The organism is Psychromonas saccharinae (genome assembly GCF_051201515.1).
GTDB lineage: Bacteria > Pseudomonadota > Gammaproteobacteria > Enterobacterales > Psychromonadaceae > Psychromonas.
The window spans coordinates 823841-847524 of sequence record NZ_CP195153.1 but is presented as its reverse complement, the minus strand read 5'-3'; the positions used below and the strand labels follow the sequence as shown (position 1 = coordinate 847524).

Genomic DNA, 23684 nt, shown 5'->3' with positions numbered 1-23684 from the left:
GAAATAAAGGCCATAAAAAAATCAGTGTGCGATAATAGTCAAATTTTGTACTAATTTACAGTATTAATTGGGATCTATTCTCAAAGAGTAGAAGAAAGCAGCGCGCTACTTTAATTTATTGGCGTATAGAATCAGGACAAAGCGTCAAGTCCCCCATAAATAGCAGCGAAGCACATTATAACAATGTACGCCCCTAACCTACAACTCCCCCCACTCTTAGCAGCTCAACACTCGAAACTAACTGCCTTTAGCGACAACTATCGACGCCCTTCGTAGCTCAACACTCGAAGCTCACTGCCTTTACCGGCAACTATCGATGCTCTTCGTAGCTCAAGATCCGAAGCTCGCAGCTCTTACCTACAAATCACCCACTCTTAGCAGCGCAATACTCAAAGCTCGCAACCTTTACCGACAAATATCGCCCCCCTTCGTAGCGCAAGACCCGAAGCTCGCAGCTCTTACCTACAAATCCCCCACTCTTAGCAGCGCAATACTCAAAGCTCACTACCTTTACCAACAACTATTTACGCCCTTCGTAGCTCAACACTCGAAGCTCGCCACTTTATAGCACCTAAATAGCTTATAAGTGAAAGCTCCCCTCTTTCCTTTGTCTTACTTATTACAAAACACCTCATTTTTGTGTGCTTAAAGGCGACCTACAAAACACCCTACACAACAAAAATACAATATTAACCAATTAATTCAATATGTTAGTTAAAAATGTGATCTTGGTACAAGTACTGCAACTACTAAATCGTAACAACAACTTAATCAATTTATATCAAACACAAGCAGGAGAAGAAATTATGGCTATTCGTCAATGTGCAATTTACGGTAAAGGTGGTATCGGTAAATCCACAACTACACAAAATCTAGTGGCAGCTCTTGCTGAAGCTGGTAAAAAAGTAATGATTATCGGTTGTGACCCTAAAGCGGATTCAACACGTTTAATCCTTCATACAAAAATGCAAAACACAATCATGGAAATGGCTGCTGAAGCAGGTACGGTTGAAGACATCGAATTAGAAGATGTACTACTAACTGGTTACGGCGATGTGAAATGTGTTGAATCAGGTGGTCCAGAGCCAGGTGTTGGTTGTGCCGGTCGTGGTGTAATCACAGCAATCAACTTCCTAGAAGAAGAAGGCGCATACGAAGAAGATTTAGACTTCGTATTCTACGACGTACTTGGTGACGTTGTATGTGGTGGTTTCGCGATGCCTATACGTGAAAACAAAGCACAAGAAATCTACATCGTATGTTCTGGTGAAATGATGGCGATGTACGCAGCAAACAATATCTCTAAAGGTATTTGTAAATATGCTAAATCAGGTTCAGTACGTTTAGCTGGTCTTATCTGTAACTCTCGTAACACTGCTCGTGAAGATGAATTAATCATGGAACTTGCATCACAGCTTGGTACACAAATGATTCACTTCGTACCACGTGACAACATTGTACAACGTGCTGAAATTCGTCGTATGACAGTTATCGAGTATGACCCAACTTGTACACAAGCTGATGAATACCGTGCACTTGCAAACAAAATCATCAACAACGAACTATTTGTTGTTCCTACGCCAGTAACAATGGATGAACTTGAAGATCTTCTTATGAACTTTGGTCTAATGGATGAAGAAGACGAAACAATCATCGGTAAAACGGCACAAGAACTTAAAGACGAAGTTGCATAACTAAGGGGCCTCTTATGACTAACATTAAAGAGCAAAATGAAAAATTAATAGAGGACGTGCTTGAGGTTTATCCCGCTACAACAAAAGCTGAGCGTGCTAAACATTTAGGTACAAGTGACGCAAGTAGCTGTAGTAGCTGCATCACCTCAAACCGTAAATCTCAACCAGGTGTTATGACTGCCCGTGGCTGTGCGTACGCTGGCTCTAAAGGGGTTGTTTTTGGTCCAATCAAAGATGCAATCCATGTTAGCCATGGTCCTGTAGGTTGTGGTCAATATTCAACGGGTGGTCGTCGTAACTATTACACCGGTAAAACAGGGGTAGATTCGTTCTCGAATATTAACTTTACCTCTGATTTCCAAGAAAAAGACATTGTCTTTGGTGGTGACAAAAAATTATCCATCATTATGGAAGAGCTTGAAGTACTTTTCCCACTTAATAAAGGTATTTCAATTCAATCGGAATGTCCGGTTGGCTTAATTGGTGATGATATTGAAGCCGTTGCCAAGGAAACCCAAGCAAAAATCGGCAAACCAGTTGTACCAGTACGTTGTGAAGGTTTCCGTGGTGTTTCTCAATCACTCGGTCACCATATTGCGAACGATGCAATCCGTGACAAGCTAATTGATAACCTTGAAAACGACGATACCTTCGAAGGCACGCCTTACGATGTCGCATTAATCGGTGATTACAATATAGGTGGTGATGCATGGTCAACACGTTTATTACTTGAAGAAATTGGTCTTCGTGTTATTTCACAATGGTCTGGTGACGGTACTTTTGCTGAAATGGAATTGAACTCAAAGGCGAAACTTAACCTAGTACATTGTTACCGTAGCGTTAACTACATCGCACGTCATATGGAAGAAAAATACAAGATTCCATGGTTAGAGTTTAACTTCTTTGGTCCAACAAAAATTGAAGCCTCTTTGACTGAAATCGCATCGAAATTCGATGAAACGATTCAAGAAAAAGCAAAAACAGTAATTGCTGGATACAAAGCACAATGGCAAGCCGTTGTTGATAAATACAAACCACGCCTAGAAGGTAAACGCGTCATGCTTTACGTCGGTGGTCTTCGCCCTCGTCATGTCATTGGTGCCTATGAAGATTTAGGTATGGAAGTTGTCGGTACTGGTTACGAATTTGGTCATAACGATGATTATGATCGTACATTACCAGATGTAAAAGACTCAACACTCCTTTATGACGATGTGACGGGTTACGAGTTTGAAGAATTTGTAAAAGCACTTAAACCTGACCTAGTAGGTTCTGGTATTAAGGAAAAATACATATTCCAAAAAATGGGTATTCCATTCCGTCAAATGCATAGCTGGGATTATTCAGGTCCTTACCACGGTTACGATGGCTTTAGCATCTTTGCCCGTGATATGGATATGACATTGAACAATCCTTGTTGGAAGAGCACTACACCACCTTGGTTAGTAAAACCTGAAGATGATGAAGAACTCAAAAAAACAGCATAAGCCAAGTTAATAATTATGTGATAGCAACGCCCTTGTTATCACAACCAAACATGATCATTACCTGACTGTTCACAAAGAGCGGATACAGGAGGAGAAAAGATATGAGTCAAACAATAGATAAAATCAAACCTGGATATCCGTTATTTACGCAACCGGAATATCAGGAGATGATGGCAAACAAACGTGCTGTCTCTGAATCTGCACATAGCGATGAAAAAGTTGAAGAAGTTTTTCAATGGACAACCACTGAAGAATACAAAGAATTAAACTTTGCGCGTAAAGCACTCACCGTTAACCCTGCAAAAGCATGTCAACCATTAGGTGCTGTACTTTGTGCACTCGGTTTTGATAAAGCATTACCTTACGTACATGGTTCACAGGGTTGTGTTGCCTACTTCCGTAGTTACTTTAACCGTCACTTTAAAGAGCCTATTGCTTGTGTATCTGACTCAATGACGGAAGATGCAGCAGTATTCGGTGGTAATAAAAATATGGATGCGGGTTTAGCCAACGCCTACGCATTATATAAACCAGAAATCGTAGCAGTCTCAACAACCTGTATGGCCGAAGTTATTGGTGATGACTTAAGTGCATTCATTGGTAATGCTAAAAAAGAAGGTCATTTACCAGAAGAAGTACCAACCCCCTTCGCACATACGCCAAGTTTCGTGGGTAGCCACATTACGGGGTGGGATGGCATGTTCGATGGATTCTGTAATAACTTCACACGTCAAAGCATGGAAGACAAAGTGGTTGGCAGTAATAAAAAAATCAACCTTGTCACTGGTTTTGAAACCTACCTTGGTAACTACCGCGTTATGCACCGCATGATGAAAGAAATGGGTATTCCATATAGCTTATTATCTGATCCTTCAGAAGTACTTGATACGCCTGCAGACGGTAAATACCGCATGTACGATGGTGGTACAACCCAGGAAGAAATGAAAGATGCACCGAATGCAATTGATACACTTTTACTACAACCTTGGAGCTTAATCAAAACCAAGAAAACGGTTAAAAACCTTTGGAAACAACCTGCAAGTGCAATCAAAATCCCAATGGGCTTAGAAGGCACCGATGAATTCCTAATGAAATTAAGCGAATTAACCGGTACACCAATTGCTGATTCACTAACTAAAGAACGTGGTCGTTTAGTTGACATGATGACCGATAGCCACACTTGGTTACACGGTAAACAGTTCGGTATTTACGGCGACCCAGATTACCTACTAGGCATGGTGAGCTTTCTATTAGAATTGGGTTGTGAACCAACGACGATTCTATGTCATAACGGTACCAAAAAATGGGGTAAAGCAATGCAAAAACTGCTTGATTCAAGCCCTTATGGTGCAGGCTGTGAAATACACATCGGTAAAGATCTATGGCACTTCCGTTCATTAATGTTCACTAACAAACCTGACTTTATGATTGGAAACTCACACGGTAAATTTATCGAACGTGACACACTAGCAAAAGGTCCAGAGCACAAAGTACCACTTATTCGCATCGGTTTCCCAATCACAGACCGTCATCATATGCACCGTCAAACAACTTGGGGCTATGAAGGCGCAATGCAAATATTAACAACATTAGTTAATGAAGTATTAGCGAAACTAGACGAAGAAACGGGTGAATATGGTAAAACTGACTTTGGTTACGACTTAGTTAGATAAATACAAATTGTGATTAATTAATTGCAATGATTAAGTGAAACATCCTGCTTGAAGAACCAGGATGTTTCGCTATTTCTAGATTTAAAAGGGAGCATTTATGCCAAATATTATGATAAGAGAACAAGATGGGATCCTTACCGGGTATATTGCAAAAAAGGATCTAGAAGCGGAAATCACATCACTTGAATTTACAGAGCCCGATAACTGGGGTGGTAAAATGGAATTAAGTAATGGCATGAGCTTTTACTTCGACCCAATGTCGGAACAACCAGAACTTCCTATCACCATTAGAATGCGTCGTGGTTAAGTGACCATTTAGGCCAATTGTATAAAATATGCAGGTTAAATTTTCACCAGGAAAAAAGGATTACTTTGAAATCAAAATTGCTGTCGAGGTTATACCAATTGTATTAAATATGTGATCTAAATTTTGCGCTGGAAAAAGGGTTTAGTTTGAGGCGAAAGTTGCCACTACCGAGAGATTAACAAGTGAATCCTCTAACGTGAGAATTAATATAAAGACATTAATTCTTTAATGGTTGTTCCCTTAACGAAACTTTCAACAAAGAAATAAACTATTTTAGCCAGCAAAATAGATCAGCTAATTATTACGATTGGTATTATTGCCCTTGGCAACATTTTTAAACCATAAATAAGCTATTTCAACCAGTAAAATAGAGCAGCTACTAATTACAATTGGTACAACGCACTATATTAAATTAGCAAGGAGAAAGGCATGACAACATTACCTCAATTACAAGTCGCATTTGCCACCACCGATGGCATCACCGTTGATGGACACTTCGGCTCCTGCGAGCAATTTTACATTTATCGTATTGATAGCGAAGAGTATGAAAGAATCGACGTTCGCAAGGCAGAAGCAGGAAGAGGCACCGATAAAAATGAATTTCGCGCTGAATTAATTAATGATTGCCAGTTAATGTTTTGCGCCTCCATTGGCGGCCCCGCTGCTGCACGCGTTATTCGTAACAATATCCACCCAATGAAATGTAAACCCGTTGGTGAAACATTTCCTACGATGACAGAGCAACTCGAATTACTTAAAGAACGCATGCAAAGCAAACAACTTCCACCTTGGTTAGCCAAATTAACAGGACAACCGGATCAACTTAGTGGCCGCTTTGAAACCTTATAATACGGTCATAAGTAACATACCACCCACATTAAATAATCATTCCCGCATTGCTTGCGGGAAACGCCAAAGCAGAATGAAATCACCTCACTATATCGACTAAAGTCGACGCCCCAATAAACACAACACCAACATGCTTAAATGTATTAAAAACAAAACCATATCGACTAAAGTCGATGCCCCAATAAATACACGTAGGGTGTGCTATGCGCACCGCTTTCGATAAACAACAACTCCCTAACGAACGAAACACTGGGGCTTCGGCTTTAGCCGAACTACACCAAACCTTACATAGCCAACAACACAAATCCGAAGCCAAAAACAAAACCAACATCTTCCGTTAATAATATTGAATGTATTAAAAAGCAAACCATATCGACTAAAGTCGACGCCCCAATAAACATAACCAACATACTTAAATGCGTTAAAAACCAAACCTCGTAGCTCGAAACCCGAAGCTCCTAAACTGACCGCTTAAAACTGATAGCTATTAAAAACGCCTTTGTTGTGTTGTATCTCAACCATTGTTACAAAGACAACACTTAGCAATCATTTAATATCAACAACTTAAAGCAGGCACAACAGTTGCAACCAACCATTAAACAGTATGACTAATTGGAGTAACTATGCGTCAATCACAGATAAAAGAGCTACAGGACGAACCTGCCTGCAGTCATAATAAGAAATCAAAATCTGGTTGTACTCCAGCGAAACCCGGTGCAACGGCCGGAGGTTGCTGCTTTGATGGAGCACAAATCACACTCCTACCAATTACCGACGTCGCCCATATTGTGCACGGCCCCGTCAGCTGTGCCGGCAGCTCCTGGGACAAACGTGGCTCACAAAGCTCTGGCCCTGCCCTATATCGATTAGGCTTTACGACCGATCTTAACGAACAAGATGTGATTATGGGTCGCGGTGAAAAACGTCTCTATCATTCAATATTACAGGTTGTGAAAAAACATTATCCCAGTGCCGTATTTATCTACAATACCTGTGTGCCGGCCATGGAAGGTGACGATATTGAAGCCGTTTGTCGCATGGCACAACTCAAGGTCGATGTGCCCGTTATTGCTATCGACGCAGCAGGATTCTATGGTAATAAAAACCTCGGTAACCGTATCGCCGGGCAAATGATGGTAGATAAAGTTATCGGCACAGCTAATCCTGCACCGAAGCCCTATTTTGCCGATGGTGTTGTTCATGACATTGCACTTGTGGGTGAATACAACATTGCAGGTGAGTTATGGCATATTCTTCCACTCCTCGATAAATTAGGGTTACGCGTCCTTGCCAACCTATCGGGCGACTGTCGTTTCAAAGAACTACAAACCATGCACCATGCTGAAGTCGTTATGTTGGTGTGCTCGCGTGCACAGGTAAATGTCACCCGCAGATTAGAAGAAAAATATCAAATCCCTTGGTTTGAAGGCAGCTTTTACGGTATTCGCGATATCTGCACAGCACTGCGTGAGTTCGCCCGATTAATCAACGATCCCGATCTCACACATCGTACTGAAAACCTTATTGAAGAAGAAGTTGCACAACTCCATGAAACGCTTGCCCCCTACCGTGAAAAACTCAAGGGTAAAAAAGCACTGCTATATACCGGTGGGGTTAAGTCCTGGTCGATTGTCTCGGCATTACAAGACCTCGGCATGGAAGTGATCGCCAGCGGAACGCGTAAAAGTACCGAAGAAGACAAAGCCAGAATCCGTGAATTAATGGGTGAAAATGCCCTATTACTCGATGAAACCAGCCCACGTAATCTACTTGATGTCGCTTACCAATATAAAGCCGATGTGATGATTGCGGGTGGTCGAAATATGTACACCGCCTATAAAGCGCGTATGCCCTTTGTTGAAGTCAACCAAGAACGTGAGCATGCATTTGCTGGATTCGAAGGCATGGTAACCCTTGCCGAGCAACTTTGCCTTACACTTGAAAATCCCGTTTGGCAGCAAACCAGTAAAGCAGCACCTTGGTTATAAACCGCACTTATTTTGTCTTTGAAAGGACAGCAAGGAACACACTATGGCACAAATAATACCGAATAAAAAACCATTGGCAGAGCAACCCTTAAAAGTCGGCCAACCGCTGGGTGCGACCTTGGCTTTCTTAGGAACAGAGCGCGCTATCCCGTTAATGCATGCCGCACAAGGATGTAGTGCATTTGCCAAGGTATTCCTCATTCAGCATTTTCATGAGCCGATCCCAATTCAATCTACGGCCATGGATCCAATCTCAACGGTAATGGGATCCGATGAAAATCTACGTCAAGCCTTCACCCATATCTGCCAGCAAAATCATCCTAAATTGATTGGATTATTAACCTCTGGATTGACCGAAGCACAGGGGGCGAATATTGTTCATTCGGTAAAAACCTTTCAAAAGGAAATGCCGAAATACAAAAACACCACCATCATTACCGTGAATACACCTGACTTTTATGGTTCATTGGAAAATGGCTACACCGCCGCCGTTGAAGCAATGATCGATCAACTCGTTCCAGATAAAGCCCCGAGCACGGTTCGTCGTAAACGCATCAATATCGTTGTCAGTCATATGCTTACACCCGGTGATGTCGAGCAGCTAAAAAGTTATGTAGAAGCCTTTGGATTAACCCCCATCGTTATTCCCGATTTAAGCCTTTCCCTCGATGGACACCTTGCTGAGCATGACTTCACCTCTCTTTCACAGGGCGGCACAACGGTTGATCAAATAAAAACCGCTGGACAAGCACTTGCAACAATCGTGGTCGGTCGTTCCCTAGAGCGCTGCGCTAACATGCTCGCGCAACGTACTCATATTCAGACCGAAACCTTTCCACATTTACACACACTGGAAGAATCTGATCGTCTGATCATGTTATTAAAACAACTCAGTGGGCGTAAAATCCCAGCATCCATAGAACGGGCGCGCGGGCAACTCTGCGATGCGTTAATCGATACCCACCCTCAACTGGGTGGAAAAAAAGCCGGACTTGCCATGGAAGCGGACCATTTAACCGCCTTCACCGCTCTATTCGACACCATTAATGTTAAACCAGCGGTGTTAATTGCCCCTTCAAATCAACCGCAATTAGCGACTTTAAATGTCGATAAAGTCCACATTGGTGATTTACAAGATTTACAAGAACAAGCGATCCACGAAGGCGTCGATATTCTGCTGGCCAACTGTCATGCAAACCGCATTGCGAACATGATGGGAATTCCCCTTATGCGCGTTGGCATTCCGATTCACGATGAGTTTGGCTGCTTTGCAAAAAGTTATATCGGCTATCACGGCATACGTAACACCCTGTTTGAGTTAGCAAACTTATTACGTCACGAAGTACACAGTATTCCGGTTTATCACTCCCCTTTAAAACAAGACTTAAATGAGATTACACCTGAAGATTTAAGTCCGCTAAAAATGGAGGCGTAGCATGCAAACACAGGAACGACTCAATATCGCCTTTGCAACTAATAATCAAACAGACTTAAACCAACATTTTGGCAGTTGTGAACAATTCAGCATTTATAGTTTGTCGACCGCCGACAGCGAGCATCTAAAAAGTGTTGAGTTTATTGCCCAAGATGGCCACAACCAACAGAAAATTAATGATCGACTACAGGCCTTACAAAATTGCTTCGCAGTATATTGTCTGGCCTGTGGGAACCCAGTTCGCCAACAACTACTAGCCAATGGCGTACGTGTTGTTGTACATCCAAAGGACGAACCCATCGACGATTTAATCACTCACATTCAACGGAATTGGCCAGGGAAAATCGCCCTTCGTCAGCAACAACAAGCCAATAAAAAAGAAGACGCTCACTATTTTGCTAGTTTGGCGGATAGCGAGTGGGATATAGAAAGCTAATACCAAATGCATTAAAGATATGATCTTGCATTGCGCAGAAAAATTAACACTAGCAAAGCATGAGTTGCAGGAAGTCGTTGTTCTCCTTTCAAAACTCATCACGCAGGTAGGGGTAATTTTAACCAGCAAGGCTGAACACTTATTTGATGCGTTTGGTATAAACCAAAAATCAAAGGATTTAGTACATGAGGAGCCCCTTATGCTGAATGCTTTACTACATAAAATAAAGGAGAAACAACATGGCACAGGTAACGGGACTCACTAAATCAGGTGAAAGCTGGACCCCAACTTTTATTGAAGCATTAGACCAAGCGAGCTGTATTGGTTGTGGCCGTTGTTACAACGTGTGTACACGCGATGTATTTGCACCGGAAGAAATTGAAGTCGATGAAGATGACGAAGGTGATTACGATGATGATGTACGCATGGTCATGAGTATTGCTGACGCCGATAACTGTATTGGGTGTGGTGCCTGTGCACAGGCTTGTTCTAAGGGCTGCTTTGAACTCGCAACCATGGAAGCTTAGGATTATTGATAATCGCAGTGCGCTTTAATAAATCAAATAAAGCGCACTGCGACGTTAGCGTTAATAACCAATCGCCCTCTCATTCCGGCAGCGTGTTAGCCGGCACCTTCATTAAATACTACCGAATAAACCCTAAGAGCACGCACTCAATCGCCATTTACAATATCAAATATGGATAATAAGGAGATAACCATGGCTTTAACCGAAGAACAAAAACAAATTAAAAAAGAATTCGCTAAATACAAACGCAAAGTAATGGAGCTGGCAGGCACCATGCACGATATTGTGGAAGACACTATCTGGGTCGATTACGATAAATTAGCCGGACTTAGCAACGATATAGAAGTAGCGATGAAAGACGTCACTGAATTTAAAGCAAAACACACGTTCCTTCAGTAGTAGAACGTCGATGGCTCAATCACCGACCAAACAGTCGTATTTCCGCCGTAAATACGTCTGAGAGTAGGCTTTCTACATGATATAGGTTTTATAATACTTTTTATCTGATTGATTAAATGTTTAAAATTGGTATTGTTATCTCAATTATTAATAAATTAACAGTGTCAGTATTTCTACCGGAAATATGGAATCATTCGGGTTAGTGATACTGTTAGGCTTTTCTAAATAGGTAGTTATGATCAAACGAAGTTCCAAACAAGAGTTAGCCTTGATTAATCGAAGAAATCTAGGGTTAGATAGTGTATCTAAAAATGATCCAGGTTTTTCGTGCCAAGGAATGGTAGGTGAATTTATTGGTTTATACCTTCGTTGTGAAGTTTTTGCTACAAAATTACAGCACTATTACCAAACAGATAAGCAACCATCGCAGACTAAGTTGAATACGCAAAGTCTCTCGAAGTCACTTGAATATTTCAATTTGCACTTTAATTCAGAGTCTCTACTTTTAATTTATAAAGGGGGCTCAGGAAAGCGTGGAACTAAGAGTGCTAGACAGCTTAGAAATGGATATTTACATGAACTATCATCTGCGGATAAAAGTGAAATCGAACAACGACACTCTGAATATGTAAAATTAATGAAGACTTTTTTAGTTCTCAGACTGAAAACCTATAAGGCGATTAAAACATAACTAAAACAGTGGGTTAGGATTCACTACACATTATAACCCACTATTTTATTCCGCTTAGCCCGGCGTTGTGGCTGTAGAATAACTCGTTATTCACCAAATCATGAAAACTTTATACTTTTAACTTGTTGTTTTAATTGGAAATTAAATTTTTAATAGAGGCTGTTTTTTCTAAAAATCGAGAAATTCTACAGCCTCGTTATATTCCATATGGCTTCTGGCAAAGTATTAAGTCAACTTTAATTATTTAAGGATAACTGAATTATGGATTGGAAGAGTGCCCTCAAAGTCGCAGGACCATCAGCGATTGCTGCATGGATTTTTGTTGAACTGATTAAAAGCTATTTATCTACTTCTGAAATTTTCAAAACGAATATGTATTTAAATTTTACGCTTCTTATTATCATATTTTCTTTTTGCGTAATTATGGGGTGGTTATGGATACGTAGTAGTAATGAGAAAAATAAGATAGAACCAACAGATAAGAAGCTAGAAAAGAATGAAATTTGTGATAATAAAGTAGGTAATGATTTATCAGTTGGTAGTGTAGATACAATTATTGTCGACAACAAAATTTCTAAAAACAGGGTAAAAGGTTCTATAAGTATTGGTAGTAAATAATGAGTATACAAGACCAAAATATTTCTAATAATGAAATTAAAGATAATGATATCGGTGGAGACTTAAATATTGGTAGTACGGTGGTTAAACTGCCCTCATACAACATTTCAGTAGGAGCTGAGTCTCTTAAGGTATTAATAAATGAACATGAAAAATTAAAAGAAGAAAACCCTATTTATCTTTATGTTCTTGAAGAGCTCCAAAGTAAAATTACAGATAGCAAGTCTAGGCAAGTAATTGGACTAGAGAACAAATTAATCAAAGCAAATAAAGCTGCTTTTCTTGATGAGGCCCTTATATCTAGCCAGAAAGCTTCAAAAATGATTTTAAGGTTTCAGAACATAAAGTCATATCAAATTATATTCAATCATGTTTTAAGCCTTATTATAACAAGGTTTCGCTCAAATATAGTCCCTTTGATTAAAGATGATGTAGACGATTTAACTATTAAAACGATGATTAATACCGTTATTGTTGAGCCCTTAAATCAAGAGGTAAGCTTAGCTGGCGGCTATATTACTAGTGAGTTAATTGAAGGGATGTTGTATTTCCTTACAGAAAAGTGTCATGTGGAGTGGGTATAATGATTATTTATCATCCAGCTCACGATGTAAATCATTGTTCTTATCGGATATTGAATATCTTATATGGGGCGAATAATAATAAAGTACATTGTGACATGCTAAAAATTGTTAGTTTTTATTATGTGTACCCTCATCTATTAAAACGCATGGAAAGCTTTCCAAGACCATTAAACTATCAAGCAAAAAAAATTAGTAATATAAGTGATTCATTTGAGTTAACACCAAACCCAAGTAGTCTGTTTTTTGAAATGAATTCAACACACGAAGCGGCAATTTTTTCTTTGTATCAGAGATCTTTAATTAATATTGAACGCAATATTGTAACTCTCGAAAAACAAAACCTTCCAAATGAACTAATTAAGGAATTTAAAAAAGATAAATTTACAAAGAGTGATCTTTTTAAAATCCTTGTTGAGTGTTTGCCTAAAGTTAAATTGGATGGTGATAATGGACTTAAGGCTAAAAGTGGATTAATGGAATATAAATATGATTAGGTCAAATTTTTTTGTAGAGCGCCTAGTAATCATAAAGTCAAGAAGTAGTGTTTATGATGAAAAGTTTCACCAAGGAATAAATGTAATTAGGGGTGATCACTCTGTTGGAAAAACAACAATATTAGAACTTTTATTTTATGTTCTAGGCGGAGAAATTAAAGATAATCAATGGCTCTATCCTGCAGATCACTGTGATGAAATATATTGTCAGATTAATATTAATGGAACTTCCTTTACAATAAAAAGAGATATTGAAAAGGGTAAAATTCCCCCAATACGAATCCAAGATGGTTCTTATGATGTTACAAGTTTAGATAATCTAGGTTGGAAAAAATTTGGCCCTAGAAGAAGTGAATCTGGTGAACGAGTTTCTTTTTCACAACAATTTTTTGATTTGTTAGGCTGGGATAATCATAAGTCTGATGATTATGCCAATTTGACAATGCATCAAATTCTTAGATTCCTATATGTAGATCAAGAAACTGGATCTACAAAAATTTTTCGTGCAGAAGATAATCCTCGTGGTGATAGTGAAGGTATACGAACTGCAATTGCTGAATTTTTATTGGGCTTAGATAATCTTGACACGCATAAATTGAGACAACAACTTATTTTGGCAGAAAGAGAATTTGATAAGATAGCTGCTGATTTAAATGCAATGTATAAAGTATTAGGAAGTGATTCAGGTTTAACTCTTGATGTTTTAAATTCACAAGTAATAAATATTTCTGATGAGATTGTATCTTTACAGGATAAGGACGTTGACTTAAAAGCAACTACTGAAATTGAAGTCGATTCTGCATCTAATTACAAGGATCTAGAAAAGAAAGTCGACCTATTTAGCCGACAACTTCAGTCTTTAAATATTGAAATACAAGCAACAACTGGTGAAATAGTTGATTGTGAACTATTTGGAGACTCACTTGATTTTAGAAAAAAATCATTGCTAGAATCAAAATCTGCTTTTGATTGCATAGGTGCAATGAAGTACACGCACTGCCCTTCCTGCTTGGAAGAGATTAATTCTTCTAATGAGGATACTTGCCATTTATGTAATGCCCCAAATAAAACGTCTAATCATTCGAATAATTATATGCAAATTTTGACAGAGCTTGATTTTCAAATTAAAAGCAATGCTAAAGTTTTAGGTGATTACAAAAGCCATTTAGAAGGCCTGAAATCTGCACTTATAATTGCAGACTCTCACCTAAAGAATTCTCAAAGTGAGTTACAGTCAAGTTCAAAAACTGTAGATATAGAAACTCAGGGGTTGATTAAAAGATCAAAGAAGATTGGGTATTTAGAGTCTGAAATTAAAAATATTGAAAAAAAAATCAAAATAATCAGCGATTTAGATAAATATAAATCTAGGAAATCCGAGCTAAATAGCACAATTACAGATCTCCGTGAAAAAATTGTAGCTGCTGCCGCCTCTAGCAAAAACAGAAGAGATAAGGTTAACCTAGAAATCTGTGAAAATATGTTACCCATTCTTCACTCCGATTTACGAGATAATGGAAAGCCTTATGAAGAAGTTTTTGGGGCTGCGGAGAGTAATGATATTGAAATTGATTTTTCAAGAGATAGAACACTAATAGATGGAAGGGTGAAATTTTCAGGTAGCTCTAACTATATAAAAAAGAATGCTTTTTATCTTGCAGTTTTACTCGAGTCGTTATCAGACCCACTTTACAGACTACCAAGATTTTTAATGCTAGATGCCATTGAAAATGGTGGTATGAAAGCTTTTAGAAGTCACAATTTCCAACGTTCTATCGTAGAAATGTTCAAAGATAAAAAAGACTTTCAAATAATACTTTGTACTTCAATGGCTTTAGATGATTTAAATAATGATGAATATGGCGTAGGACCCTATTATGTTGGTAATGTAATTAATATTTAACATTGGCACATAATCAGGTAGCCGGAGGTATCTAACCTCCAGTCCCCACACCCCCCTGCATGCGGCTTCGCACAGGGCGGTTAATCTTTCTTATGAATAGTGAATGTTTATCCACGTTTCCCTTGATGACAGCAAACCTTGTCGCGCTAAAAACGCATTGCTGATCGCTTTATTTATTATAATCAGGAGCCCTTTCGTTTTTGAACTTCTACAAGATTCTTTGCTAGCGGCATACAAGGTCAGTCAAAATACTTTGACCCGCTTCAGTGGCGAAAGCATGCTTTCGATATTCCACTTACGCCCTCCAGACCAATCATCACGGGCAAGCCCTTGCCATTCGCTAGTTGTTAGCGTTTAATAATAAATATTTATTAAACGGTGATCTTCCTGCAGAGGACTTTCACCTCATCAGTTCATGCCCATACTATACTGGGCGTACACAAAACTAATTAAATCCGACGCAAAACACTCCGCTTTTTTGCACGGGTTATTAGAGCCTTATAACTAAAGTCAAGCTATGGAGTTTCAAATGAAGTATGGAATTATTATTTTTCTGAGTATTTGTTGTTTGCAAGTAAATGCAAAGGATATTGAAGCAACAACTACGGATGGAAAATCGGTTTTGTTGCATGAAGATGGTAAGTGGGAGTTCAATAAAAAAGTAGAAAAAACTAGTGCTTTCTCTTTTCGAAAAACTAACTGGGGAATGTCAAAATCTGAAGTTAAAGGGACAGAAGCAGGAAAAATATTAAGAGATGATGATGTGTTGGCTTATGAAGGAAACGTCGCTGGCCTAGAAACTTTAATTGCTTATATTTTTGTTGATAATAAACTAGTACGTGCCAAATACATTTTTACAGAGAAGCACTCAAATAAAACTGATTACATAAGTGATTATTCCTCAATTCAAAAAATATTGACCAAGAAGTATGGCGATCCTTCTGACGATAAAACTTATTGGAAGAATGATTTATATAAAGATGACTATCAAGATTGGGGAATGGCTTTAGCTGTCGGCCACTTATCTAAGTTTTCCAATTGGAAGGTTTCAGATACAGAAGTTTGGTTAAGTATTAATGGCGACAACTATCAAATCAATCATTCTGTTGAGTACTCTAGTGTTAAGTTAGCTGGTTTGGAGAGTGCAAAGTCAGAAGAAAAGGCTGCTGAGCAATTTTAGTTATAATCGGGTAGCCGGAGGTATCTAACCTCCAGCCCCCACCCCCCCCCTGCATGCGGCTCCGCACAGGGCGGTTCATCTTCCTTCATGAATAGTGAATATTGATCCACGTTTCCCTTGATGACAGCAAACCTTGTCGCACTAAAAACGCATTACTGATTGCATTATTTATTACAATCAGGATCCCTTTCGTTTTTAAACTTCTACAAGGCTCTTTGCTAGCGGCATACAGGATCAGTCAAAATACTTTGATCCAGTTCAGTGGCGAAAGCATGCTTTCGATATTCCACTTACGCCCTCCAAACCAATCATCACGGACAAGCCCTTGCCATTCGCTAGTTGTTAGCGTTTAATAATAAATATTTATTAAACGGTAATCTTCCTACAGAGGACTTTCATCTCATAAGTTCCTGCCCATACTGGGCGTACACAAGTTGCTCCACGCGGAAAATTGCTCGTTACGCTCCCAATTTCCCAGTTGCGTATTCCGGTGAAGGTGAACACTGATTCCGGTTCAACGTGAACACCTGATCTTTCAGCGCATTGCCCGAGCTCTTTTTTACCCTAAGTGTTCACCATGGGTCAAGTTGTTTAGTTTTTTACGCATTGATTCTCCTCTCAATTTTAAGCGATGTGAGTTGTGCATGATCCGATCTAAAATGGCATCTGCCAGCGTATTGTCTCCTATCATTTCATACCACTGCTCTGTCGGTAACTGGCTGATAATGACCGTTGACGAAGAGCCGTGTCGATCATCCATTATTTCCATCAGATCATTACGCTGTGCTGCTTTCAACGGCTCTAATCCCCAGTCATCTAATATCAACAGCTCTGTCTTTGCTAAGGTTCTTAATAGCTTGCTATAAGTCCCATCTGCTTTCGATTGCGTTAACTCCAGCATCAAACGGGAGATCCGGTAATAGCGAGCACTGAAGCCGCTCATACAAGCCGAATGCCCTAACGCACAAGCAAGGTACGTTTTTCCACTACCGCATGGTCCGGTGAACAACAGGTTTTGTGCTTTTCTCAGCCAGTCACACTGTGCTAATGCAGCGATTTGAGACTGTTGAATTCCCCGTGGATGTTGGTAGTCAATATCTCTTAGATTGGCCGTAAGTTTGAATTTTGCTGCACGAAGGAGTCGTTGCTGTTTACGGTTGTCCCGCTCTAGCTTTTCACCCTCAATCAATAGGTGGATCCGTTCGTTAAAGGAGAGTCCTTCATAGGTACCAGGCTGTTCGGATTGAGTTTGTAATGCCTGTGCCATGCCGCTGAGTTTCAGTTGACGAAGTTGTAATAAAGTCTGGTCGATCATCATAATATTCCTTATTAGTGAAAGCATTTAGGACCACGAACATTCTCATGTTCCTGCGGTAGCGTTATAGTTGCCTCTGTTTTATCAAGTGGCAGCTTGTCTTGATTGCTGGTGAGGATGCTCTTGATGTTTTTAAGCTTCACAAGCGTCTTCTGATTAGCGATGGCACAGGCTTTATTCAGACGATCTGCTGGGTAGGTGCGTGTTAAATTAAGCAGACCTAAACACACTCGGTATGCCAGCTCAGGATGTTCTCTACTTTCAAGTTGCTCAGATACCCAAAGTAACACCTCCGGTCCAATATCCTTTGCCCAATTTTTAAGGCGGCCAGGCGTCCATTGCTGGTGCTTAGCATGCCTCTTCGGCATATGCCCTGGCTCAGTTGTTGTGCCGGGATAATGTTTTCTGACATGGCTGGCAAGCAGGTGTGTTTTGAAATAGATTTGCACCAGTTTATCGCCGGCATGCAACTCGACTTTTTCACCGACCAGATGATGTGGTACGGAGTACAGGTGCTGATCGTATTGAATATGATAATCGATGTTAATCTTAGCCATTTTAATATCGACGTATTGATAAGGATGAGCCGGTAGAGCATTAAGCAAGGGCTTGTCGAGCTGCTCAAACCATTGCAGGCGGTTGCCCGGTAACTGCTTAAATGGCTTTAAATTAACTTCCGTTAATAATGAGGCGATACACTGATTAAGCTCTGCTAAGGAGAAGAAGGTGTGGTGGCGTAATCGCGCTAAGATCCAACGTTCAATTATTTGCACACCGACTTCAGCTTTTGACTTATCCTTAGGTTTATAGGGCCTAGCAGGTACAACCGCGACACCATAATGCTCGGCAAGTTGCTGGTAGCTGGGATTTAACTCAGGCTCATAACGGCATGCCTTACTGACACCACTGCGCAGATTATCGGGCACGATCATGACGGGTGTACCACCGATAAACTCGAAGGTACGTACATGACTGGCTAGCCAGTCTGGCAGGCTTTGGCTCCATGTCGCTTCAGCGTAGGTGTAGTTTGATGCACCAAGGACGGCAACGAAGATCTGAGCGGATCTTACCTCTCCAGTTGTCGGTGAAACAACCGACATAGTTTGTCCTGCATAATCAACGAATAATTTATCACCCGCTTTATGTGTCTGGCGCATAGAGCGCTTTTGCTTTTTCGCCCAATTTAAATAGCGATCGCAGAACTGGGAATAACTTAAACAACGATTTGGATATTGCTGGCAGTACTCCTCCCATAACAGTAACTTAGTCACTCCCTTTGCTTTGAGCTCTTTATGTATCGCAGGCCAATCTGGTATTTGAAAACGGCTTGCTTTGCGAGTATCGGCTTTGGGGTAAAACAACTTGGCTAACTCGACATCATCCAGCTCAGCCGATAGCGGCCAGGATAACTTTAATTCTTTAGCTTTTGTAAGTAATTTTTGAATAGCACCAACACTTATTTTGGTACTGGTATTGATTTGGCGGACGCTGAGTTTTGCCTCATAACGCAGCCTTAAAACTTCTCTGATTTTACGCATTGTGATCCTCTTTGCAGCCATACCGGTTCCCTTTAGTAAAAAAAGAACCAATATGTCAGTTAAAGGGTTTAAAAATCAATGCGTTGAAAATGATTCTGGTTGATGGTGAACGGTGATTCCGGCATGGTGAACACTGATTCCGGAAATTTGGATAAAAGTGTTCATGTTGAAACCGGAATCAATGTTCACATTAAACCAGAATTAGTGTTCACGTTGGGCCGGAATAGCTGTTCACCTTGAGCCGGAATATGCACCAGTGAGCAAAGCATTATACTTTCTATCGCAGTATAGGTTTATACTAAGGATAATATGTTATAAAAAGGTGGCACTCATGAATAAAAAAGTAGAGGCTTATGGTGTTTTAGCTGTAAATAGGCCGAAAATTAAAGCAACTAAGAGCTTGGACTTAACTGGTGAATCTGGTAAGCAAATTGTGAAATCTGAAACTAAATTAGCTTTAAGAACACATAGGAAAACATTATCTAAATTGGCTCACATGTGATGGAAGTGATTTGCTTTCCATTTGAGAGAGTTGTTGAAATTAATACTTTTATTTTAGAGCGTGAACCTAGTATGGAAGGCGTTATAGACGTACCAAAATGACAAGGTGCTTTGGGTAGAATAGATAATGCGATTATTTACGATGGTTTAAATGATATATTCGAGATAGCGGCTAAATACACAGCAAGTATAGCAATAGCTCATGCATTACCTGACGCAAACAAACGAACAGGATTAGTTGTTGGGCTTGAATATTTGTCATTAAATGAATACGAATTAACTAGTGATAATGATTTAATGGCCGATGCTGTCAAAGATTTAGTAATAGGAAAAATTAACGAAAGTGATTTTGCTGACGTATTATATGCTCAATATGTTCAAGAAAACCCCATTGATACAAAAACATAATCGGGTAGCCAGAGGTATCTACCCCCAGCCCTGTATTTTCGAGGCTTGATAATATTTCGAGCCATTTATGGCGCCGTGATGTTTTTCTTATAGAGCGCGGTTCACATCCACACTTTTGTGTAAGATGCGGACAATAAGTATCGTATTTTCTTTCTGTGCTTTGTAATAAATTACATCGTTAGCCTGAGGGTATTTACGATAACCTTCTCTAATATAATCGCAGTTAATTCCGATTTCGGGATCATCTGCTAATAATTGAAATGAGCGATCAAGTATTTTTAAATAACTATTTCGTTGTGCTTGGCCCCATGTAATCTGGGTGTATTTTGCTCTTTTTATTAAATCTGATTTTGCTTTAACTGATAACGCGAATTTATTCATCCGTTATTTTCTTTATCAAGTTCAGCAATTAATGAATCATAACTATATTCAACTGTGCCACTTTGTTCACCTTGAACGAGCATATTACGTAAGTTCTGTAGTTTAGTCTCTTCATTTTCTAATGCTCGCAAGCCTGCTCTAAGCACTTCACTTGCCGAACCGTAACGACCTGAAAGAAGTTGTTGATTTATAAATTGATCAAAATGATCACCTAAAGTAACACTTGTATTTTTAGCCATAATTCCCCCTTGTTCAGTTAATACCAATAACTATTAAATTATGGTATAAAAAAAGAACAAGGCAATTCAATCGGCCACATAACGACTGTCACAGTTTATTACGGCGTTAGCTCGACAAGAGGAATAACAACCCAATGAATGATCTATATACACAAGTGATTACGGTCTTTTTAGGTTTTTTTGCGATCATGAATCCTATCGCAAATACTGCAGCTTTTGCAGGGCTGGTCGGAGATAAAAGCAAAGCGGAGCAAATACAAATTGCAGCGAAAGCTTTGATTATTACATTTGTAGTGATTTTATCTTTTTCTTTACTTGGAAAGGCAATTTTTCACTTATTTGGTATAACCATTTCTGCTTTAAGAATAACCGGCGGCATTTTGGTGTTTCTTGTGGGATATCATATGCTTAATGGACATGGTTCTAAGTTACATTCTGCTGAAGAAAATGAAAGTGCTGATATAGCCGTATCGCCTCTAGCTGTACCTCTTCTTGCAGGTCCTGGCACTATTGCCACTGCAATGAATTATTCTTCGTCAGGAGAAATAACGGGCATATTAGTCACTATATCGGTGTTTGCAGTTTTATGTTTTATCACTTTCATCTGTTTTATTTTTAGCTCAAATATTCTGGCCGTAATAGGTAAAAGTGGCCTTAGTATTATCACTCGGCTAATGGGATTAATTCTTGCTGTCATCGGAACGCAAATGGTGATTATTGGCGTCACCGCTGTTGTCAAAGCCATGAGCTAATGGGTAGCCGGAGGCATCTAACCTCCAACCACCACTCTGCATTTAGCTCCGCACAGAGCCGTCCAAGTATTTTATAAATGATGACTTTTCCATTTAGATACTTATTCGACAACGGATATGGATACCACCCATTAGTTAGTTCCGATAACCTTAATAAATAGTCATTTAACTAGGAAAAAATGGCTTGTCTTTAAATGCTTTTCTATCAAGAAATCTTAAACTGTTTCACCGTGTTATCTAATTCACTTGCTAGCGAATCAACTAATTGACTGCATTTATCAATGCTTTGGTAACTTTCTCGCATTTCTAAGTAGCCATCTTGAATATGAACCATATTGCGGTTTATTTCTTCGGTAACGCTACTTTGTTGCTCGGCTGCGGTGGCCACTTGCTCATTCATTTGTGTAATTTGTTGAATACAAGTGGTGATATAAGAAATATCTTTCCCCGTTTGTTGTGCATCCGTGACGCTTTTATCAACCATAACTATACCATTCTTCATCGCGTTTTGAGCGGCTTTTGAGCTAGACTGGAGGTCACTAACCATTGCCTCAATTTCACTGGTTGATTCTTTAGTCTGCAAGGCAAGACTGCGCACTTCATCTGCAACCACCGCAAAACCTCTTCCATATTCGCCCGCACGTGCCGCTTCAATTGCTGCATTTAATGCTAATAAATTAGTTTTCTCAGATATATCATTAATTACATTTAAAAACTTACCAATATTAAGCGTTGCCCCGTTTAAGTTATCAATTACAGCAGAGGCATTATTTAGCTCTAGGGATAGGTTATTAATATTGCTAATGGTTTCTTCAACGCCCTGATTCCCAAGCTGAGTTTCATTATTAGCTTTCTCTGTTTCAGATGAGGCTTGGATTGCATTTCGTGCAATATCAGCAACTGTACTGCTCATTTCCGTGGTTGCAGTAACGACTTGAGTAACCTGATCCGAGCCATTAACAATATTACTTTCAATAAGATGGTTATTTTCAATATTTTCTGCGGCATTACTTTTTAACATCACGGCTGTACTTTGTATTTTTTCTACTAGCCCCTGTAAATGTTTAACTAACTTGTTGATGGTACTGCTTATTTCGCCCAACTCATCGGTACTGTTTACGGAGACTCGCAGGGTTAAATCGTTACTGCTCGTAATGTTAATTAGTTTGCTGGTTATTTCATTTATCCCTTTATGTAATTGTGTTGCTATATAAAAAGAAAGCACTAAAACCAAACCGAGTGGTAATAAAATGATAATTGCAAGGTAGACTAAAAGGTTCTTTATATCTGCAATAAACGCTAGATTTTGATCGTGTAACTGCGTTAAAAGTGCGACTTCGACAGATTTTAATTGGTTGATTTTTTTGGTGATCGTATTAAACCAAACAGTAGGATCGGTATTAAAGCCACCTGTTACCATGTTGCTCAGTGCCAATTTTCGGTAGTCTTGTACTTCCTGTTTTACGTCTTCTGTAAGGCTATTTTTATAAATACTTAATTGCGTAGGAGTTGCATGAGCGCTGAATTTATCGAGGTAGGCTTCCTGCTCGGCGAGTAAACGAATAAATTTTTCTAGCAAAGCTGGCGTAAACTTATCTTTTGCAAAGACATTACTAAGCACCGCTCGCTCAATACCTGCACGCTCTTTATGCTGTAAAAAACTACCAATTGCAACGGCTGACATTGCTAATTCAGTATTCTCATTTTGATTGGCCGTATTGTCGATAATGGAAAGCAGTAGCGCATTAAGCTGAGTATAAAAAGCAACTTCTTCATTAACACTAACAGACAAACTATCGACCCTTTGACGCATATCTGCGAGCTTATCTAGCTGTTGATTAATTTGTGAGAATAGAGAAGTTAACTGAGGCGTTAAAGTCGCAGTATTAATAAAATCCTCAAGTATTTGACGTTTTTGATCTGTAGTCTGGCGATGTGTTTTAATTGCTTGTTGGAACTTTTCACCCTTTGAAGATAGGTAACCTGCGGACGCTCCCCGTTCTTTTTGCAATTCATGCACGAGTAATGAACTGACTGAGGCGGAATCGGTCAAGATCAACATTTTTTCTAATGTGTTTTTTTCTTGATAAGTTTGCATATAATTGTAGCTTGCAAAACAGATGAAACCGATTAAGGGGAAAAGGGTAAGACCAAAAAGCTTACTGCGAATAGAAATATTATTAATAGAGAATATCATGATGGCACTCACACCTAGAACATTGAATATATATTTTAATATACATTCCTATATCCTGCAGGCATTTAGGTCACTTAATTAGCCGAAT

Annotated in this window: 25 protein-coding genes; 20 read left to right on the top strand and 5 right to left on the bottom strand. The window is 39.4% G+C overall.

Features of this window, described 5'->3' with window-relative positions; translation table 11 throughout:
• Window positions 1-806 precede the first annotated feature (806 nt).
• From nifH to ACR30L_RS03765, 17 genes are all read left to right on the top strand, one after another.
• Window positions 807-1694 carry a nitrogenase iron protein gene (gene nifH / locus ACR30L_RS03845; protein ID WP_435236728.1) on the top strand — a complete coding sequence of 296 codons (888 nt, stop codon included), beginning with the start codon at window positions 807-809 and terminating at the stop codon, window positions 1692-1694.
• 14 nt (window positions 1695-1708) lie between these two features.
• Window positions 1709-3181, top strand: a complete 1473-nt coding sequence (gene nifD, locus ACR30L_RS03840) for a nitrogenase molybdenum-iron protein alpha chain (RefSeq protein ID WP_435236727.1) — start codon at window positions 1709-1711, stop codon at window positions 3179-3181.
• Between the two features lie 101 nt (window positions 3182-3282).
• Entirely contained in the window at window positions 3283-4854 is a 1572-nt protein-coding gene (gene nifK, locus ACR30L_RS03835; RefSeq protein ID WP_435236726.1) for a nitrogenase molybdenum-iron protein subunit beta, read from the top strand.
• 97 nt (window positions 4855-4951) lie between these two features.
• On the top strand, window positions 4952-5161 hold the full coding sequence (gene nifT, locus ACR30L_RS03830; protein ID WP_435236725.1) for a putative nitrogen fixation protein NifT: 210 nt from the start codon (window positions 4952-4954) through the stop codon (window positions 5159-5161).
• 429 nt (window positions 5162-5590) lie between these two features.
• Window positions 5591-6010: a NifB/NifX family molybdenum-iron cluster-binding protein gene (locus tag ACR30L_RS03825; RefSeq protein ID WP_435236724.1), complete on the top strand. Its 420-nt coding sequence runs from the start codon at window positions 5591-5593 to the stop codon at window positions 6008-6010.
• Between the two features lie 203 nt (window positions 6011-6213).
• Entirely contained in the window at window positions 6214-6351 is a 138-nt protein-coding gene (locus ACR30L_RS03820; RefSeq protein ID WP_435236723.1) for a hypothetical protein, read from the top strand.
• 282 nt (window positions 6352-6633) lie between these two features.
• On the top strand, window positions 6634-7998 hold the full coding sequence (gene nifE / locus ACR30L_RS03815) for a nitrogenase iron-molybdenum cofactor biosynthesis protein NifE (protein WP_435236722.1): 1365 nt from the start codon (window positions 6634-6636) through the stop codon (window positions 7996-7998).
• A 43-nt stretch (window positions 7999-8041) separates the two neighbouring features.
• Window positions 8042-9433 carry a nitrogenase iron-molybdenum cofactor biosynthesis protein NifN gene (gene nifN / locus ACR30L_RS03810; RefSeq protein ID WP_435236721.1) on the top strand — a complete coding sequence of 464 codons (1392 nt, stop codon included), beginning with the start codon at window positions 8042-8044 and terminating at the stop codon, window positions 9431-9433.
• A gap of 1 nt (window position 9434) precedes the next feature.
• Complete coding sequence (locus ACR30L_RS03805) at window positions 9435-9869, top strand: NifB/NifX family molybdenum-iron cluster-binding protein (RefSeq protein ID WP_435236720.1); 435 nt, start codon at window positions 9435-9437, stop codon at window positions 9867-9869.
• Between the two features lie 239 nt (window positions 9870-10108).
• Entirely contained in the window at window positions 10109-10396 is a 288-nt protein-coding gene (fdxB, locus tag ACR30L_RS03800; protein WP_435236719.1) for a ferredoxin III, nif-specific, read from the top strand.
• Window positions 10397-10588: 192 nt separating this feature from the next.
• Entirely contained in the window at window positions 10589-10795 is a 207-nt protein-coding gene (locus ACR30L_RS03795; RefSeq protein WP_435236718.1) for a CCE_0567 family metalloprotein, read from the top strand.
• Between the two features lie 235 nt (window positions 10796-11030).
• Window positions 11031-11486, top strand: coding sequence for a hypothetical protein (locus tag ACR30L_RS03790; protein ID WP_435236717.1), 456 nt, complete (start codon window positions 11031-11033; stop codon window positions 11484-11486).
• 261 nt (window positions 11487-11747) lie between these two features.
• On the top strand, window positions 11748-12104 hold the full coding sequence (locus tag ACR30L_RS03785) for a hypothetical protein (protein ID WP_435236716.1): 357 nt from the start codon (window positions 11748-11750) through the stop codon (window positions 12102-12104).
• The gene (locus tag ACR30L_RS03780; RefSeq protein ID WP_435236715.1) at window positions 12104-12688 is read left to right on the top strand and encodes an ABC-three component system protein; all 585 of its coding nucleotides are present in this window, start codon (window positions 12104-12106) and stop codon (window positions 12686-12688) included. Before ACR30L_RS03785 ends, ACR30L_RS03780 begins: the two co-directional genes overlap by 1 nt.
• A complete protein-coding gene (locus ACR30L_RS03775) occupies window positions 12688-13182 on the top strand; it encodes an ABC-three component system middle component 5 (RefSeq protein WP_435236714.1) in 495 nt (164 codons plus the stop codon). The genes ACR30L_RS03780 and ACR30L_RS03775 overlap by 1 nt, the downstream gene beginning before the upstream one ends.
• On the top strand, window positions 13175-15085 hold the full coding sequence (locus tag ACR30L_RS03770; protein ID WP_435236713.1) for a hypothetical protein: 1911 nt from the start codon (window positions 13175-13177) through the stop codon (window positions 15083-15085). Before ACR30L_RS03775 ends, ACR30L_RS03770 begins: the two co-directional genes overlap by 8 nt.
• 529 nt (window positions 15086-15614) lie before the next feature.
• Complete coding sequence (locus tag ACR30L_RS03765) at window positions 15615-16265, top strand: hypothetical protein (protein ID WP_435236712.1); 651 nt, start codon at window positions 15615-15617, stop codon at window positions 16263-16265.
• A 559-nt stretch (window positions 16266-16824) separates the two neighbouring features.
• Here ACR30L_RS03765 and istB read toward each other — a convergent pair.
• Together istB and istA are read right to left on the bottom strand one after the other, a co-directional pair.
• Window positions 16825-17583, bottom strand: coding sequence for an IS21-like element helper ATPase IstB (istB, locus tag ACR30L_RS03760; protein ID WP_435236711.1), 759 nt, complete (start codon window positions 17581-17583; stop codon window positions 16825-16827).
• Between the two features lie 11 nt (window positions 17584-17594).
• Entirely contained in the window at window positions 17595-19139 is a 1545-nt protein-coding gene (istA, locus tag ACR30L_RS03755; RefSeq protein ID WP_435236710.1) for an IS21 family transposase, read from the bottom strand.
• Window positions 19140-19449: 310 nt separating this feature from the next.
• Here istA and ACR30L_RS03750 point away from each other — a divergent pair, with 310 nt between their 5' ends.
• The gene (locus ACR30L_RS03750) at window positions 19450-19620 is read left to right on the top strand and encodes an acetyltransferase (protein WP_435236709.1); all 171 of its coding nucleotides are present in this window, start codon (window positions 19450-19452) and stop codon (window positions 19618-19620) included.
• 110 nt (window positions 19621-19730) lie between these two features.
• Entirely contained in the window at window positions 19731-20027 is a 297-nt protein-coding gene (locus ACR30L_RS03745; RefSeq protein WP_435236708.1) for a type II toxin-antitoxin system death-on-curing family toxin, read from the top strand.
• A gap of 87 nt (window positions 20028-20114) precedes the next feature.
• On the opposite strand, the gene ACR30L_RS03740 is transcribed toward ACR30L_RS03745, so the two are convergent.
• The gene (locus tag ACR30L_RS03740; protein ID WP_435236707.1) at window positions 20115-20408 is read right to left on the bottom strand and encodes a type II toxin-antitoxin system RelE/ParE family toxin; all 294 of its coding nucleotides are present in this window, start codon (window positions 20406-20408) and stop codon (window positions 20115-20117) included.
• Complete coding sequence (locus ACR30L_RS03735) at window positions 20405-20647, bottom strand: type II toxin-antitoxin system ParD family antitoxin (protein ID WP_435236706.1); 243 nt, start codon at window positions 20645-20647, stop codon at window positions 20405-20407. Before ACR30L_RS03735 ends, ACR30L_RS03740 begins: the two co-directional genes overlap by 4 nt.
• Window positions 20648-20781: 134 nt before the next feature.
• Between ACR30L_RS03735 and ACR30L_RS03730 the strand changes: the two genes are divergently transcribed.
• Window positions 20782-21399, top strand: coding sequence for a MarC family protein (locus tag ACR30L_RS03730; protein WP_435236705.1), 618 nt, complete (start codon window positions 20782-20784; stop codon window positions 21397-21399).
• 205 nt (window positions 21400-21604) lie between these two features.
• On the opposite strand, the gene ACR30L_RS03725 is transcribed toward ACR30L_RS03730, so the two are convergent.
• Window positions 21605-23497, bottom strand: coding sequence for a methyl-accepting chemotaxis protein (locus tag ACR30L_RS03725; RefSeq protein ID WP_435236704.1), 1893 nt, complete (start codon window positions 23495-23497; stop codon window positions 21605-21607).
• Between the last annotated feature and the right edge of the window lie 187 nt (window positions 23498-23684).